This window comes from Pseudomonas caricapapayae (genome assembly GCF_001400735.1).
Classification (GTDB): Bacteria; Pseudomonadota; Gammaproteobacteria; order Pseudomonadales; family Pseudomonadaceae; genus Aquipseudomonas; species Aquipseudomonas caricapapayae.
This window is the reverse complement of the sequence record NZ_LJPW01000006.1, coordinates 18185-33497: the sequence shown is the minus strand read 5'-3', so window position 1 is coordinate 33497 and position 15313 is coordinate 18185. Positions and strand designations below refer to the sequence as shown.

General features: G+C 59.9%; 13 protein-coding genes. 8 read left to right on the top strand and 5 right to left on the bottom strand.

Going from position 1 to position 15313, the window contains the following annotated elements; genetic code table 11:
- Positions 1 to 351 precede the first annotated feature (351 nt).
- Both ALO80_RS00990 and ALO80_RS00985 read right to left on the bottom strand, forming a co-directional pair.
- Complete coding sequence (locus ALO80_RS00990; RefSeq protein WP_055007603.1) at positions 352 to 1329, bottom strand: FecR domain-containing protein; 978 nt, start codon at positions 1327 to 1329, stop codon at positions 352 to 354.
- Positions 1326 to 1829 carry a sigma-70 family RNA polymerase sigma factor gene (locus ALO80_RS00985; RefSeq protein WP_054984456.1) on the bottom strand — a complete coding sequence of 168 codons (504 nt, stop codon included), beginning with the start codon at positions 1827 to 1829 and terminating at the stop codon, positions 1326 to 1328. The genes ALO80_RS00990 and ALO80_RS00985 overlap by 4 nt, the downstream gene beginning before the upstream one ends.
- A 199-nt stretch (positions 1830 to 2028) precedes the next feature.
- Here ALO80_RS00985 and ALO80_RS00980 point away from each other — a divergent pair, with 199 nt between their 5' ends.
- Genes ALO80_RS00980 through ALO80_RS00970 form a run of 3 tightly spaced genes read left to right on the top strand, consistent with a single transcriptional unit; the run spans position 2029 to position 4267 of the window.
- Positions 2029 to 2373, top strand: coding sequence for a DUF3649 domain-containing protein (locus ALO80_RS00980; RefSeq protein WP_055005207.1), 345 nt, complete (start codon positions 2029 to 2031; stop codon positions 2371 to 2373).
- Between the two features lie 20 nt (positions 2374 to 2393).
- Entirely contained in the window at positions 2394 to 3935 is a 1542-nt protein-coding gene (locus ALO80_RS00975) for a PepSY-associated TM helix domain-containing protein (RefSeq protein ID WP_055007604.1), read from the top strand.
- Positions 3935 to 4267, top strand: coding sequence for a DUF3325 domain-containing protein (locus ALO80_RS00970; protein WP_055005208.1), 333 nt, complete (start codon positions 3935 to 3937; stop codon positions 4265 to 4267). The genes ALO80_RS00975 and ALO80_RS00970 overlap by 1 nt, the downstream gene beginning before the upstream one ends.
- Here ALO80_RS00970 and ALO80_RS00965 read toward each other — a convergent pair.
- Positions 4256 to 5131: an AraC family transcriptional regulator gene (locus ALO80_RS00965; RefSeq protein WP_055005209.1), complete on the bottom strand. Its 876-nt coding sequence runs from the start codon at positions 5129 to 5131 to the stop codon at positions 4256 to 4258. The genes ALO80_RS00970 and ALO80_RS00965 overlap by 12 nt on opposite strands.
- Before the next feature lie 136 nt (positions 5132 to 5267).
- Here ALO80_RS00965 and ALO80_RS00960 point away from each other — a divergent pair, with 136 nt between their 5' ends.
- Positions 5268 to 6182 (top strand): DMT family transporter, encoded by a 915-nt coding sequence (locus ALO80_RS00960; protein ID WP_055007602.1) that lies wholly within the window; start codon positions 5268 to 5270, stop codon positions 6180 to 6182.
- 168 nt (positions 6183 to 6350) lie between these two features.
- The gene (locus ALO80_RS00955) at positions 6351 to 9209 is read left to right on the top strand and encodes a TagA domain-containing protein (RefSeq protein ID WP_055007601.1); all 2859 of its coding nucleotides are present in this window, start codon (positions 6351 to 6353) and stop codon (positions 9207 to 9209) included.
- A 47-nt stretch (positions 9210 to 9256) separates the two neighbouring features.
- Here the strand turns inward: ALO80_RS00955 and ALO80_RS00950 are convergent, their stop codons facing one another.
- Positions 9257 to 10231 carry a 2-hydroxyacid dehydrogenase gene (locus ALO80_RS00950; RefSeq protein ID WP_055007600.1) on the bottom strand — a complete coding sequence of 325 codons (975 nt, stop codon included), beginning with the start codon at positions 10229 to 10231 and terminating at the stop codon, positions 9257 to 9259.
- 87 nt (positions 10232 to 10318) lie between these two features.
- Positions 10319 to 11266 (bottom strand): LysR family transcriptional regulator, encoded by a 948-nt coding sequence (locus tag ALO80_RS00945; protein ID WP_002552240.1) that lies wholly within the window; start codon positions 11264 to 11266, stop codon positions 10319 to 10321.
- A 183-nt stretch (positions 11267 to 11449) separates the two neighbouring features.
- Between ALO80_RS00945 and ALO80_RS00940 the strand changes: the two genes are divergently transcribed.
- The 3 genes from ALO80_RS00940 to ALO80_RS00930 are packed head-to-tail and all read left to right on the top strand — an operon-like array spanning position 11450 to position 15295.
- Positions 11450 to 12925 (top strand): efflux transporter outer membrane subunit, encoded by a 1476-nt coding sequence (locus ALO80_RS00940; RefSeq protein WP_055007599.1) that lies wholly within the window; start codon positions 11450 to 11452, stop codon positions 12923 to 12925.
- Positions 12922 to 15105 carry an FUSC family protein gene (locus ALO80_RS00935; RefSeq protein ID WP_055007598.1) on the top strand — a complete coding sequence of 728 codons (2184 nt, stop codon included), beginning with the start codon at positions 12922 to 12924 and terminating at the stop codon, positions 15103 to 15105. The genes ALO80_RS00940 and ALO80_RS00935 overlap by 4 nt, the downstream gene beginning before the upstream one ends.
- Positions 15095 to 15295 carry a DUF1656 domain-containing protein gene (locus ALO80_RS00930; protein WP_054984400.1) on the top strand — a complete coding sequence of 67 codons (201 nt, stop codon included), beginning with the start codon at positions 15095 to 15097 and terminating at the stop codon, positions 15293 to 15295. Before ALO80_RS00935 ends, ALO80_RS00930 begins: the two co-directional genes overlap by 11 nt.
- Positions 15296 to 15313: the final 18 nt, after the last annotated feature.

Sequence of the window (15313 nt, the reverse complement as noted above, 5' to 3'; positions counted from 1 at the left end):
GTCAGAGGAGGAGAAAATCCACCTGACACCACAGACCGCCGTGTGACGCGGAGCGTCACGAACTGCATGCCGACGCGGAGCGTCGGCACGATAGTCAGAGGAGGAGAAAATCCACCTGACACAACAGACCGCCGTGTGACGCAGAGCGTCACGAACTGCATGCCCGCGCGGAGCGTCGGCACGATAGTCAGAAGAGGCGAAAATCCACCTGAGGCCACAAAACCGCCGTGTGACGCGGAGCGTCACGAACTGCATGCCCACGCAATAATCGGCGTAGGATCAGCCCCGTATTCCGGGCTTTCCAGAACGTGTACGTCACCATGAGCGGAAAGCGGGAGCGAGCAATCACGATCAAACGCGCGCCTGCACATTTACCCAATACCGGGTAAAACGCTGCACGCGCACAGGGAGGGCAAGTTCCAGCATGTCGAGGATGCGCTCGCTGTCGGCCAGCGGATAGCTGCCGGAAATCAGCAGGTCGGCGATTTTCGCATCGCAGTGCAGACGTCCACGGCGATAGCGACCCAGTTCTGCGAGAAAATCCGCCAGCCTCATGCGCGACGCCACCAGCATCCCGTCCGCCCATGCGCCACTGCCTGCGTCCAGCGGGCGCACGTTGTCCCAGGCATCAGGGCCAAACGTCACTTGTTGACTGGCCCGCAGCATCAAACCCTGGCCGCTCCTGCTGATCGGGGATATTTCCAGGGAACCGGCAAACACCGCCAGTTGTGTGCGTCCCTCCAGCTGGCGCAGGTTGAAACGGCTGGTGCCTGTCGATGCCCTGACCGTGCCTTCGGCGCTCGACAGCCTCAGCGGACGGTCGTCCGCTGAGGCGCTCACGAGGATTTCGCCCTGCAGCAGCCGGATCACGCGTTGCTGTGCATCGAAACGCACATCGACCGCACTGGCGGTATTCAACTGCACCTGACTACCATCGCTCAACGCCACCTTGCGTTGCTCGCCCACGCCGCTGTTGTAGTCGGCCAGCAAGGGTTGCAGCGCGATCTGCTCGCGCAGGCTCCAGCCTGCTGCCGAACCTGCGCCCAGTAGCAACAGCAGTTTCAGAGCATGCCGACGACTGGCGGATTTCGGCGCGTTGAGTGCGGCATGCGCCAGCGGCGAATTCAGCCCGCTGAGGCGCTGGTTGACGCGCTGCATGTGCGCCCATGCCCGCTGGTGTTCGGCGTTGCCATTGAGCCAGAGCTGCCAGGCTTGTTGACGACGGGCATTCAGCGCACCTTCCTGCATTTCCAGCAGCCAGCCGACCGCCTGCTGCGCAACGCCAGGCGAGATGTCGGATTTGTTCAGGGATTCGCTGTCAGGGTTCATAAGGCGAAATAGCAGCGCAGTGCAGCCTTGTTCAGATGGCGTTTGACGGTTGCGATGGAGATGCCCAGCTCGGCCGCAATCCGGCCGTGACTGAAGCCGTCGACCTGCGCCATCAGGAACGCCCGCTTGACGTGCGCTGGCAGGCCGTCCAGCAGTTGATCCAGTTCCACCAGGGTTTCGAGAATGATCGCCCGTTCTTCTTCGGAAGGTGCCACGCACTCTGGCAGTTCAGCCAGCGCCTGATAGTAAGCGTGCTCCAGATCCTGACGTCGGTAGTGATTGCATAGCACGCGCTTGGCAATCGTGGTCAGAAAGGCGCGGGGCTCGATGATCTGCGGCGTGTCGCGCGCGCCAAGCACCTTGATGAAGGTGTCCTGGGCCAGATCTGCTGCACTGTGCGGACAGCCAAGCCTGCGTCGCAACCAGGTCGTCAGCCAGGTGTTGTGTGCCCTGTACAGGCTTTCGACAGTGTGATTGAGAGCGGAGTGGGCGATGGGCAGCACGGGGAACGATCCACGGGGACTCATTGATGGCGTGGATTCTGGCAGACTCTTTTGCGTATGAGAATATTTATCATTAATATTGCGGTTCATTTGTCCGATCGGGGACGAATGGCTCATGCGCTGGCATTCATCACGACCTCATCCGGTGGGCGCGTGATCCGGCTCCCATGTTTCATGGATCAATGAAGACCCTCTGATGGATGTCACCCCTGCAAGCCGCCCGCTGCCGGAAAAACGCACGGCAAAAGCCAGAAGCAAGAGGCTTGCAACCGGTTATCGGCTTGCCGTCACCTCACGGGCGCTGGCTGCCGTGTTTGCTGGCTATCTGCTGGCCTCGGTGGTCAGCATCTGCGTTGCGCAGTGGCTGCCGATCCCCCGTGCCGAATCGGTTGTGGCGGGGATGATGCTGTCGTTCCTCGTCTATCTGGTCGCAGTGCTTTGGTGTTTTGCCTGTCGCACGGTCCTACAGGCCTGGGTCGGAGTGCTGGCGCCCTGCGCGTTGCTCGGAGCCGCCTGTGCCTGCGGTCGGTGGCTGCTATGAAGGAAGGTTTTCGTCAGTCGATGGCCTGGTTGCACACGTGGGTCGGTTTACTGTTCGGCTGGTTACTGTTCGCGATTTTTCTGACCGGCACACTTTCCTATTTCAAGGATGAGATCACCCAATGGATGCAGCCGGAGATTCCGGTTCGCGCCCTTGACGCCGGGGCCAGCGTGCAACAGGCGCAGCATTACCTGCAAAACCACGCGGCCGGGGCCACGCGCTGGTTCATCAGCCTGCCCGACGCGCGCACGCCGGGTCTGACGGTCGGCTGGCTGCCCGAAGGCAAGCAGGGGCAGCGCAATAACTTCGTACGCAAACTGCTCGATCCGCACACCGGCAGCGAGGTACAGGCGCGCGACACACGCGGCGGCGATTTCTTCTACCGGTTTCACTACCAGTTGCAGATGCCCTATCCGTGGGGCCGCTGGCTGGCAACCAGTGCCGCGATGGCAATGTTCGTCGCCTTGATCACCGGGATCATCATTCACAAGAAGGTCTTCAAGGAGTTTTTCACGTTTCGTCCGCGCAAGGGCCAGCGCTCCTGGCTCGATGGGCATAACGCGTTGGGCGTGCTGGTGTTGCCGTTTCACCTGATGATCACCTACAGCAGCCTGGTGATTTTCATGTCGATGGTGATGCCCGCGAGCATCCTTAGCCAGTACGACACTGTTCAGGCGTTCTACCGCGAAGCCTATCCGTCCCCGGAGCTGGTCAAGCCAGAAGGCAAACCTGCGCCGCTGGTGGCACTTGCACCGCTGGTCAACGCCGCGAACGCAAAGTGGGACAGCGGTCAGGTTGGTCGGGTGATCGTCAACAACCCGGGCGACAGCACCGCGTCGGTATTGCTGACGCGTGATGACAAGGGCAGCATCGTACCGGATCGGGGCGGGGCGCTGACATTCAGCGGTGCCAGCGGTGCGTTGCTGAACGAAGCAGCCGAGCGTCCGGTTGCCCTGCTGATTGCGAGCGGGATGTACGGCCTGCATGTCGGCCATTTCGCCGAACCGCTGCTGCGCTGGCTGTATTTCATTTTTGGTGTCGCCGGAACCGCGATGATCGGCACGGGACTGGTGATGTGGCTGGGTAAACGCCAGCTCAAACACGCAAAAACCGGTGTGCTGCCACTGGAATTGCGTCTGGTGGAAGTGCTCAATATCGCCAGCATGTCAGGGTTGATGATCGCCGTGGCGAGCTTCTTCTGGGCCAATCGTCTGCTGCCGTCGGGTCTCAGCGGGCGTGCCGATTGGGAAGTCAGCGTGTTCTTCACGTTGTGGGCCTTGTCAGCGGTGCACGCCCTTGTGCGTAAAGGGCGCAGTGCGTGGCGCGAACAATTGCGGCTGGGCGCGCTGCTGTTTGCAGGTCTGCCACTGCTCGACCTGCTGACGTGCGGTGGCTATCTACTGGGGGCGCTGACGTCAGGCAACTGGGTAATGGCCGCCTTTGACCTGACCGCGCTGGTCACTGGAGTCTTCCTGGGCTGGGCATCGCTGAAATTCAAGGCGGCACGTGCGGGTAGAGCCGCCAGCGCTGCTTTGCAGGCCACACCTCAGGAGAGCCATTGATGCTGTTGGCTGCCTTGCTTTGTTATGTGGGGTTCACGTGCCTGTGCCTGTCCATGACGCGTCATTACGGCGAGTTGCTCAAAGGGCCGTTGACCGGACATCGGCGGCGGGCGCTCAAGCTGGTCGGCTGGGGCGCGCTGTCATTGTCGTCATGGGCGGCGATTCAAGCCGATGGCTGGATGATGGGCACGGTGAATTGGTTCGCTGTATTGATGAGCAGTGCCGTGCTGCTGGTTGCACTGCTGCCGTTCCGGCCGCGCTGGGTGCTTGCGCTGGCAGGATGCGGTGCGCTGCTGAGCCCTCTGGCCGCCATGAGTCGTCTACTGACCTAGCGCCAACCGGTATTCGCCTGGCGTGGCCCCCATGGCCTGACGAAAACGGTTGCTGAAATGACTGGCGCTGGCAAAACCGCAAGCCAGCGCAATCTCGCCCAATGGTTTGCTGGTGCTGCGCAGCAATTGGCGAGCCTGTTCGATACGTCGCGCCAACACATACTGGTGCGGCGGCAAACCGAAGCTTTCGCGAAACATGCGGGCGAAGTGGTATTCCGACAGCGCACACATGTTTGCCAGTTGACCAAGGCTCAGCGGGTCGGCCAGGTGCATTTCGATGAAGTCCACCATTTGCCGGCGCAGGTGCGGGGCCAGGCCGCCTTTCAAACGCAGCCCTTCGCGCAGCCCCACCTGGCTGAGCAGCGCATGGCTGACCATCTCGTGAGCCATGCTGCTGGTCAGCAGACGTTCGCCGGGTTCTGCCCAGTTCAGGCGGATCAGTTGCTGGAAGCGCAGGGCTTGTGCTTCGTCTTCAAGAAAGGTGTTGTCACGCAGCTGCATTTCGCGGGGTTCGCGATCCAGCAGGGTCACGCAGCCCAGGGCGAAGTGCTCCGGGCTGAAATACAAATGCGCCAGACGGATTTCGCCGTTCACCACCCAGGCCGATTCATGCCCGGCGGGCAGCACGCACAGTTTGCCCGGTGAGCCTTTCTGGTCGGGCTGGCCGCGCCTGAACGTGCCGGTGCCGTCTGCGATGTAACACGACAAGGTATGGTGGGTGGGAGCGTGATACTCCTGCGAGTCATGACGATTGTTCCACAGCGCCGCCACCAGCCCGTCGCCCAGCGGCGCACTCTGCTCAAGGTTGGCATTGGGTGAACTGTTCAGGGCCTGAAAGACCTGGATGGATTCAATGGCGGGCATGACGATTCCTCTAGGCTTCGTATCCTACTCCCGGCAAGCGTGGTTGCCAGTACCCCGTCAATCAAATGCGCAAGATTGTGCAAGCGGGCGCAGACCGATGCGCAGCAGACTGATGGCTCACCAAGGAGCCTGCACCATGAACCTCTCGCTTTACCTGCTGACTGTGCTGATCTGGGGCACGACCTGGATCGCCCTGAAACTTCAACTCGGCGATGTCGCGATTCCAGTTTCCATCGTGTATCGCTTCGCATTGGCCGCACTGGTGCTGTTCGCGTTTCTACTGCTGAGCAAGCGGCTGCAACCGGTCAATCGTCGCGGCCAGTTGATCTGCCTGGCGCAGGGCGTCTGTCTGTTCTGCGTCAACTTCATGTGCTTTTACACCGCCAGTCAATGGATACCCAGCGGCTTGATCGCCGTGGTGTTCTCGACTTCGACGCTGTGGAATGCGCTGAATGCGCGGGTGTTCTTTCGCCAGAAAATCGCCGGTAATGTCCTTGCCGGTGGTGCGATGGGCCTGCTGGGGCTGGCGTGCCTGTTTTGGCCCGAGCTGTCCGGGCACAGCGCCAGCCGTGAGACCTTGATCGGACTGGGTTTGGCACTGCTCGGCACACTGTGCTTCTCGGCGGGCAACATGCTGTCGAGTCTGCAACAGAAAGCCGGCCTGCGCCCGCTGACCACCAATGCCTGGGGCATGTTCTACGGCGCGAGCATTCTTGGCATCTACTGCCTGCTTAGCGTCACGCCGTTCGTGTTTGAGTGGAACACCCGTTATGTCGGTTCATTGCTGTATCTGGTAGTACCCGGTTCGGTGATCGCCTTCACCGCTTATCTGACCCTGGTCGGACGCATGGGCCCGGAACGCGCGGCTTATTGCACGGTGTTGTTTCCGATTGTGGCGCTGAACATCTCCACATGGTTTGAAGGTTATCAGTGGACCCTGGCTGCCTTGGTGGGGCTTGTGCTGGTGATGGCGGGCAACGTACTGGTGTTCAGAAAGTCGCGTGCCAAACCTGCGATTGCCACGCGAATTGCCGCCGGAGGAGTGTCCTGACAGACGATGATTCAGGAGTCATACCCAGCACTTTTGCTAGTTGAGCGACGGCAATACTCGTCCGACTATGGACCGGTATCTGCCGTCATCAGCGGTTCGTGGCCATGGATGGGCACAAGGACTGAGGGCAGCTTTTCGAGGTGCTCTCATTCCTGAAAGGACTCATTCATGGACAGGCTTTTCTTGCGTGTCAGTTCGCTGGCATTTTCACTCGTTTGCTCTCTGGTCTGCTCGTCGCTGCTGGCGCAGGAGGCTGGTAAACCGGAAAATCAGGAGGCAACCGCGCCGTTACCCTTGCGCAACGATCTCGACCTGGCCCCGATATCGGGACAAGTCGATTTTGCACAAACACATGTCATCAGCGCGCAGCGAAACGTGTTTGATCCGCTATTGGTTCCGGGACGTGATCTTCTGGTGACGTTTACACCTTTCTCGGTATTGAACTACAGCGCGGTGAGTGTGTTGCTGAGGCACCAGAATTTCACCCATACAATCCCCATGACTTCGCCGCAATTATTCCCGGGAAACGCGGTTTACGATGAGCGCGACACGTTTTCGGGTAACGCCATCGTCGGGAGCTATCCGACCGTTGGAACGAGGTCTTTTTCAGCAACGATTCCCTATCGGTTGATCACGTCGGAAACAGAGTTCAGTTTTATGGTCGATAACAAGCCCTACTTGGTGGGCAGGTTGAACCCGAGCAAAACTGTATTTCTTAAAAGTGAAAGCGATGGGCTGGTTCTGATGAACATCAAGGGCTGTCTTTTCAAGGAACAGAGCACCTGCAAGACTGTGCTGGATCAGTTCGACACCGAAAATAATCCTGTTCTGGCCAACGTTGCCGCCCGTGAAATGTTCTCGCAGTTGCCGGTCAGGCAATTGGTTGTGGGCACGGGGCAAGGCTACTGGCCCTATATCGTTGCTCGTGGTCCTGATGGTAAGCCTCATCGTTACTCCACCTCGGACCGCAACTACCATGAGTGGGCCGAGTTCGGCGACAAGACGCTCCCTGCGAAAGTCGGAATGGGTGATTACTGGAGAGCGGCTTCAAACCTTGGCGACAAACGGCCCGGTCAGTTTGTGGCGATTTCGGGGCAATTGCTGGATGTGCCTGATGACATAGAGGCATTCCCTTCTGGCGTTCAGGCAAGCTGCGCTGGCGACAGTTGTAACTACCCTTGGAGGCCTTTGGGTTTCTGGCACGAGACGGGTCATGCGCTGGGCCTCCCACATAACACACCACCGCGCTATGAACAGTGGGCGTACCGTTCATATGATCTGAAATTTTTACCCAACTATCATCCAGACCCCGCCGGATATGGCCTGGAGGTGGACTACCTCGGTTATCACTACTTCGGCCATGTAATGGGGGCTCTGGGCGGGCCTGTGTGGCCAGGTAAACCTGCCGCAACGGCGTCGGCTCCGCGGGTTGATGAATTTGAAACGCTGCGCAATGAAAGTCCTCTGATCGCCGCGGAATGGCGCGAGGCCATCGTTCCTTTTACCCATCAGCAAATGTTGCAGATACAGCAGCGGTTTGGCAGCTTCCCGGAAGGCTTGCAGTATGCCGGCCTGTTTGACGACCATCGGCCCCCTTCACAGACTGTTCAGACCCCGGACGCGCCAGCAGTGATGGCCCCGTCGCAAGTCATCGACTCAGGTATTGATCCGGTTGTTCACGACAGAGGCACGCTGCTCAAACTGTTGCAGCCTGGAGATAAACCTCTTCTGAAGGGCGTTCCTGTGCAGACGCTAGTGGTGACACTGGCAGATGCGCAGCACGACGCAGAAAAAATCACCCAGATATATCCGCCGATTATTTCCAACTACGGAAATGTCTTTGCGGCGACGGCCAGTTATTCCGCTGCTGCTGTAAAGGATTTCGCTGGAGTGCTCCCTGTTGCCGGTCCGTCGAGTAGCACCGAAGCGCCGGATGCCATGAACCTGTCGGGCTCACCGAATAACTATGTATTGAATGTTCATTACGCCGATGGATCGGCAGACGGCTGGGCCATCTACTCCGGCAGCATTGCTGCTGAGAATGTTATCTCTGCGACGATCAACATCTCTGCACAACGTAAACCAGTACTTGTCGAACTTTCGCGAGGTGGCGTGATTATCGATAAGAGAAGACTTGATAATGATCCGCTCCTCACGTCGTCGGTAGTCGTGGGCGCCGAAGCAGGAGCGACATTCATAAACCCTCGGTTTTTGCGTTCCCGATTAAACGGCTTGTGTGTGTCCCGCACATCGAACAATACCCTGACTGAGCAGACCTGCAACGCTGGTGACGTCAACCAGCAATGGTCAATGCCTCCGGCTCCGGCAGCCTCGGAGATACATTTTGCACTGACAGGACCGCGCTACGATGATTGCCTGAACGGCAATCTTCAGATGAGTCTCTGCATCAAATATCTACCTTTCGCTCAATGGAGCGGGCGTCCGGATCCTGCTCGCCCGGGTTCAATACTGTTGTATAGCGTTCAATTAAACGGTTTTATGACCATCGGAACAGAAGGCAAGATTGCACTTCAGGACTACTCGAATGGGCCTGAGCAGAGCTTCGACATCATCGGTTCGCAAGACCTTGCCCCCTTGCACGCCATTCTCTCCGTCGGTGCGCGAGGGTGCCTCACGCGCAGTGGAGAGGATATCAACGCTCGGCCGTGCAAAAACGACTCAAGCCAGCTTTGGCGGATCAATCCACTGAATGAGTCCGGTGAGCTCCCAGGCCCTTACATCAATATCGTCAGCCTGGATGACACCCGCTGTCTACGTGACGGCTTGAAGCTGACCGCGTGCCAGGTCAAGAACAACAGCGATCGCTGGTCCCTTCGCGATGACTACCTGACTCCCGGGTTTGCGCGTCTGCAGAGTCTGGAGTCGCGCACCTTCGTGACCGCCTCGAAAGACAGCTCCTCCTTTGGTCAGACGGCTTATGACAACACTGCCAACCAGTTGTACTTGCTCATTCCGGCAACTCAATTACAGGCGCCAACCTCTCCATCCGTGCACGCGGTGAAGTAAGGGAGCGCAGCAGCGCGCTGCCTCCGTTGGCCGCGCGCTGCTTTCAATCAGCCCTTCCACACCTGCGGATTGACCAGATCCTGCGGTCGCTCACCCAGCAATGCACTGCGCAGATTGCCGCAGGCGCGGTCGGCCATGGCCTGACGGGTTTCAGTAGTGGCCGAACCGATGTGTGGCAGCGTGACAGCGTTCTTGAGCTGGAACAGTGGGGATTCTTTCAGCGGCTCTTTTTCATAAACGTCCAGACCGGCACCGCGAATGGTGCCGTTCTGCAAAGCCTCGATCAACGCAGGCTCGTCGACAATCGGGCCGCGGGCGATGTTGATCAGGATTGCGCCGGGCTTCATCAGGCTCAGTTCGCGGCGGCCGATCAGGTGTTTGGTCTTTTCACTCAGCGGCACCACCAGACAGACGAAATCCGCCTCGGCCAGCAATTGGTCCAGGCTGCGAAACTGTGCGCCCAGTTCCTGTTCGAGTTCGCTTTTGCGGCTGTTGCCGCTATACAGAATCGGCATATTGAAGCCCAGGCGACCGCGGCGGGCGATGGCTGCGCCGATGTTGCCCATGCCGACGATACCCAGTGTCTTGCCATGCACGTCGGTGCCGAAATGCGGAGGCTCGATGCTGCGCGTCCACTGTCCGGCCTTGGTATAGGCGTCCAGTTCGGCGACGCGGCGGGCGCTGCTCATGATCAACGAGAAACCCAGGTCTGCGGTGCTTTCGGTCAGTACGTCCGGCGTGTTGGTGAGCAGAATGCCGCGCTCGCTCAGGTAGTCGACATCGTAGTTGTCGTAACCCACCGAGATACTGGAAACCACTTCCAGCTTGCTGGCGTTTTGCAGTTGCTCACGGCCCAGCTTGCGGCCTGCGCCGATCAGCCCGTGGGATTCAGGCAAGGCTTCGTCAAACTGGGCGTTGATGTCTCCCAGCTTGGGATTGGGCACGATCACGTTGAAGTCTTGCGCCAGGCGCTCGGCCATTTCAGGAGAAACACGGCTGAAGGCGAGTACAGTTTTTTTCATTGGGCAGTCACTCTTGAGCGGTTGAATGAGTAGCACGCTAACATTCCTCTCCGCTCTTTGGCAGCCGCTTTTTGCAGTTGTACGATGTCAGAACGAGGACTTGAGTGCCTGCACGTGCAGATCGGCTTCGTCGGCCGCGAGAATTTCCGGCAGGGAACCGCGCAGGTATTCGACCCAGGTTCTGATCTTGGCATCCAGGTACTGGCGGGACGGGTAGATGGCGTACAGGTTGAGTTCCTGCGAGCGGTAATCAGACAAGACTCGCACCAGCGTGCCGTTACGCAGACCTTCGATTGCCGAGTAGATCGGCAGTATGCCGATCCCCATGCCGCTGGAGATGGCGGTTTTCATGGCATCCGCAGAGTTGACCAGCAGCGGCGAGCTGTTGATGGTGACCATCTCCTGGCCTTCAGGGCCGTCGAACAGCCATTTGTCCAGCGGGAACACCGGGCTGACCAGGCGCAGGCACGCATGATTCAACAGGTCTGCAGGCTTGTGCGCCATGCCGAACGTTTTGACGTATTCGGGGGATGCACACACGATGCTATAGGTGATGCCCAGGCGCTGGGACACAAAACCGGAGTCTGCCAGTTCGCTGGCCAGCACGATCGACACGTCATAGCCTTCTTCCAGCAAGTCCGGCACGCGGTGAGTCATGGTCAGATCGAACGCGACGTCAGGGTGGTTGCGTCGATAACGGGCGATGGCGTCGATCACGTAATGCTGGCCGACGCCGGGCATCGAATGCACCTTGAGCTGACCGGCAGGGCGGGCATGGGCGTCGCTGGCTTCGGCTTCGGCCTCTTCGACCGAGGCCAGAATCTGCTCACAGCGCAACAAGTAACGCTTGCCTGCTTCGGTAAGCGCAATGCGCCGGGTGGTGCGGTTGAGCAGACGCGTCTGCAGGTGCGCCTCAAGGTTGGAGACAGCGCGCGAGACATTGGCGGTGGTGGTGTCGAGCACGGCTGCGGCGGCGGTAAAACTGCCCGCTTGCGCCACGCAGCTGAAGGCACGCATGTTTTGCAGGGTGTCCATGAGTACTTCTCTAGGTAGATGGCAAATTGTGACATGAAGTAACGGTTGCATGTATCCAGACCAAAGGATTATCACCGTTTCAGTAACAAAGATTCACATATCTGCCCGCTTATCGCCGCGTCGAGCGCCGCCTAGAATCGCCGCCATTCAAGGTGCATCACCTTCGTTCGGGAACTCGCAGTTGTGCAGCGTCGCATCATCAGAGGGCTCAAGCCCCTCGGTATTCTGGCTTTTACGCTGGTTCTCAGCGGCTGTATCGGAACCCACGGAATCAAACCGCACGGCAGTGCATTGCAAGCCGACAGCCTGGCCACCGACGAGGCGATCCAGCGCGCTGCCCTCGATGCGCACTGGCCCATGGCGCAGTGGTGGCGTGCCTACGGCGATGCGCAACTGGATCGTTGGATCGATATTGCGACATCAGGCAGCCCGGGTCTGGCGCTCGCCGCGGCTCGTGTGCGCCAGGCAAAGGCGGTGGCGCAGGTCGCCGAGTCCTCCGAGGCTGTGCAGGTGCAAAGCGATACCAGCCTGATGCGTCATGCCTGGCCTAACGATCAGTTCTATGGTCCGGGAGCCTTGGCCGATACTCGCACCTGGGACAACAATGCATCGCTGGGTTTGAGCTACGCGCTGGATCTGTGGGGACGTGAGCGCAATGCCACCGAGCAGGCACTCGATGTGGCCCATGCACGTGCTGCCGAGCAGCGTCAGGCGCAACTCGAATTGCAGGAAAACGTGGTCCGCGCCTACATCCAGTTCGCCCTGAACTACGCCCGGCTGGACATCGCCGAGGCTGCTCTGGCTCAGCAACAGCAGATACTGGACCTGGCCCGGCGTCGCCTCAAGGGCGGGATCGGCACGCATTTCGACGTCAGTCAGGCCGAAACGCCATTGCCTGAAGCCCATCGACAGATCGATGCGTTGCAAGAAGCCATCGCCCTGAGTCGCAACCAGTTGGCAGCACTGGCAGGCAGGGGCCCGGGTGAGGGCGCTGCGTTGCAACGGCCCGCGCTGTCGCTGCGCACCGAGCTGAAATTGCCGTCGGCATTACCCGCCGAGCTGCTGGGCCAGCGGCCTGATGTGGTGGCCGCTCGCTGGCAGGTGGCGGCGCAGGCACGCGGCATCGACGTCGCGCACGCGGGCTTTTATCCCAATATTGACCTGGTCGGCAGCCTGAGCTACATGGCCACCGGCGGCGGCCTGCTGGAGTTTTTGACCGGCAGCAAACTGAGTTACAAGGCGGGGCCGGCGATCAGCCTGCCGATCTTCGATGGCGGGCGCTTGCGTGCCGAGCTGGGGCAGGCATCGGCCGCTTATGACCAGGCTGTGGCGCATTACAACCAGACGCTGGTGATGGCGCTGAAAAGTATTTCCGATCAGTTGATTCGTCGTGCCTCGATGGACAAGCAACAGGCATTCGCCGCCGAGTCGGTCGCATCGGCGCAAAAGACCTACGACATTGCGCTGATCGCCTGGCAACGCGGTCTGACCGATTACCTGAACGTGCTCAACGCACGCACGCAACTGTTTCGCCAGCAGCAGATCGAGCAACAGGTCGAGGCGGCGCGCTTGAACGTCTATGCCGGGCTGGTGGTGGCGTTGGGTGGTGACAATCGTCATTGCGCGGGTGCCGCGGCCGATCGAGCGTGCGCTCAATGATCGCCTCTGTGCGCCGCATCAGTGACTTGCCCTGGCGTCGCGAGCTGCACAGTTGGGCGCGCAGCGACGGGGTGACGTGGGTTTACCTGGGCAAAGTATTGATTGCTGCATTTCTGACCTACTGGCTGGCTCTGCGCCTGGAGCTGCCACAGCCGCACACGGCGATGATCACTGTGTTCATCGTCATGCAGCCGCAAAGCGGGCACGTGTTCGCCAAGAGTTTTTATCGGCTGCTGGGGACGCTGGCCGGGTCGTCGATGATGGTGCTGTTGATGGCCTTGTTTGCGCAGAATCCGGTACCGTTTCTCGGCTGCCTGGCGCTCTGGGTCGGTATCTGCTCTGCCGGTGCGGCACGTTATCGCAATTTTCGCGCTTACGGCTTCGTGCTGGCAGGGTACACGGCTGCGATGGTCGGGCTGCCCGCTCTGGCTCATCCCGAAGCGTCGTTCATGTCCGCAGTGTGGCGGGTGCTGGAAATTACCCTGGGCATTCTCTGTTCCACTGCGGTCAGTGCAGCGATCCTGCCGCAGAGTTCCAGCGCCGCCATGCGCAACGCCCTGTACCAGCGCTTTGGTGTGTTCGCCCGCTTTATGGCCGAGGGGTTGCGCGGGGACATCTCACGCGCGGCCTTTGAAACCGGGAACGTGCGTTTCGTGGCCGAGGCCATTGGTCTGGAAGGGCTGCGCAGCGTCACGGTATTCGAAGACCCGCACATGCGCCGACGCAATGGCCGGCTCAATCGCTTGAACAGCGAATTCATGGCCGTCACTACGCGCTTCAATGCGTTGCATCAGTTGCTGGAGCGGCTGCGTATGGGACATGCCGATACCGTGTTGACGCACGTCGGCCCCGGCCTTGAAAGCCTCGCAGACCTGCTTGACGGGTTCGCGAACCGTGCATTGACCAACAGCGATGCTGCGCTGCTGGTCACACGTCTTGAGTCCTGCCGGGCGCAGTTGCCCGAACGGGTCAGAAGCCTGCGCGCCGAGCTTGAGCGAGACCTGCCGAGCGAAGCCGAACGGCTCGACTTTCATACGGCGTTCGAGCTGCTGTACCGGCTGCTCAGCGAACTGCATGATTACGCGCTGACCCATGCATCGCTGGCTGATCACACTCATGTGCGTGAGCAGTGGCAAGCCTCATTCGTGCCGCGTACGCACTGGATGACGGCGCTGGCGTCCGGTGTCCGTGCGACCTGCGTGGTCGGCCTGATGAGTGCGTATTGGGTGCTGACGGCGTGGCCCAGCGGCGCAAGCATGGTGCTGGCCTCGGCGGCTACCGTTGCTTTGTCATCGACCACCAACAACCCCAGGCGCATGTCGCTGCAGATGGCCGGGGGGACGTTGCTCGGTGCACTGCTGGGCTTTGTCGAAACCTTCTTTCTGTTTCCGCACATCGACGGCTTTGTGCTGTTGTGTCTGCTATTGGCCCCGGTATTTGTGCTCGGCGCATTTCTGGGTTCCCGTCCGCAGTGGACGGGATGTGGCCTGGGGCTGCTGATTTTTTTCAGCCTGGGCTCGGTGCCGGGCAACCTGACGGTCTACAACCCTTACACCTTCATCAATGATTACCTCGCGATGGTTATCGGCATGCTCATCTGTGCCGCAGCCGGGGCGATCATCCTGCCCCCCAACAGCCGCTGGATGTGGCAACGTCTGGAGCAAGCCCTGCGCAATCAAGTGGTGTTTGCGATGGGAGCACCGCTCAAGCGCCTGGGGTCAAGCTTCGAGAGCCAGACCCGCGACCTGATGCATCAGGCGTACGGTCTGGCGATCAGCAGGCCCTTGGTGCAGCGCGAGTTGTTGCGCTGGATGTTCGTGGTGCTGGAAATCGGTCACGCGATTATCGAGTTGCGCCGTGAACAGTCGACCCTGCCGATTCATCCCGCCTATGCCGACTACCAGCCCTGGCGCATTGCGTTGCGTGTCATGGGACGCGCGCTGGTGCGTTTGTTCATTCAGCCCGATGCGGTCAATCTGCAACGCGGCCTGGCGGCAGTCGACCAGGCCATCAAGCGTGTGCAGGATGCCGATGAGCCTTTCGCTGCGCATTTCGACACGTCGGTGTTGCGTCGGGTGAAAAGCTATCTGCACTTCATCCGCACCTCGCTGCTCGACCCGCAGTCGCCGTTTGCTGTCTATGGCGATCACACCGCTTCAGGAATGGCCCATGCCGCGTGAGATAGCGTTTCACGGCCTTTACCTACCGACCCTGACCCTGCTGTTTCTGCTGGCGGCAGGTGTGGCGTGGGCGCTGGATCGTCTGCTGGCCGGATTCGACCTGTATCGGCATTTCTGGCACCCGGCCTTGCTGCGCCTGAGTCTGTTTATTTGCATCTTCGGCGCTCTGGCGCTGCCCCTTTATCAGTGATGCCCGAGTCGAGAAATC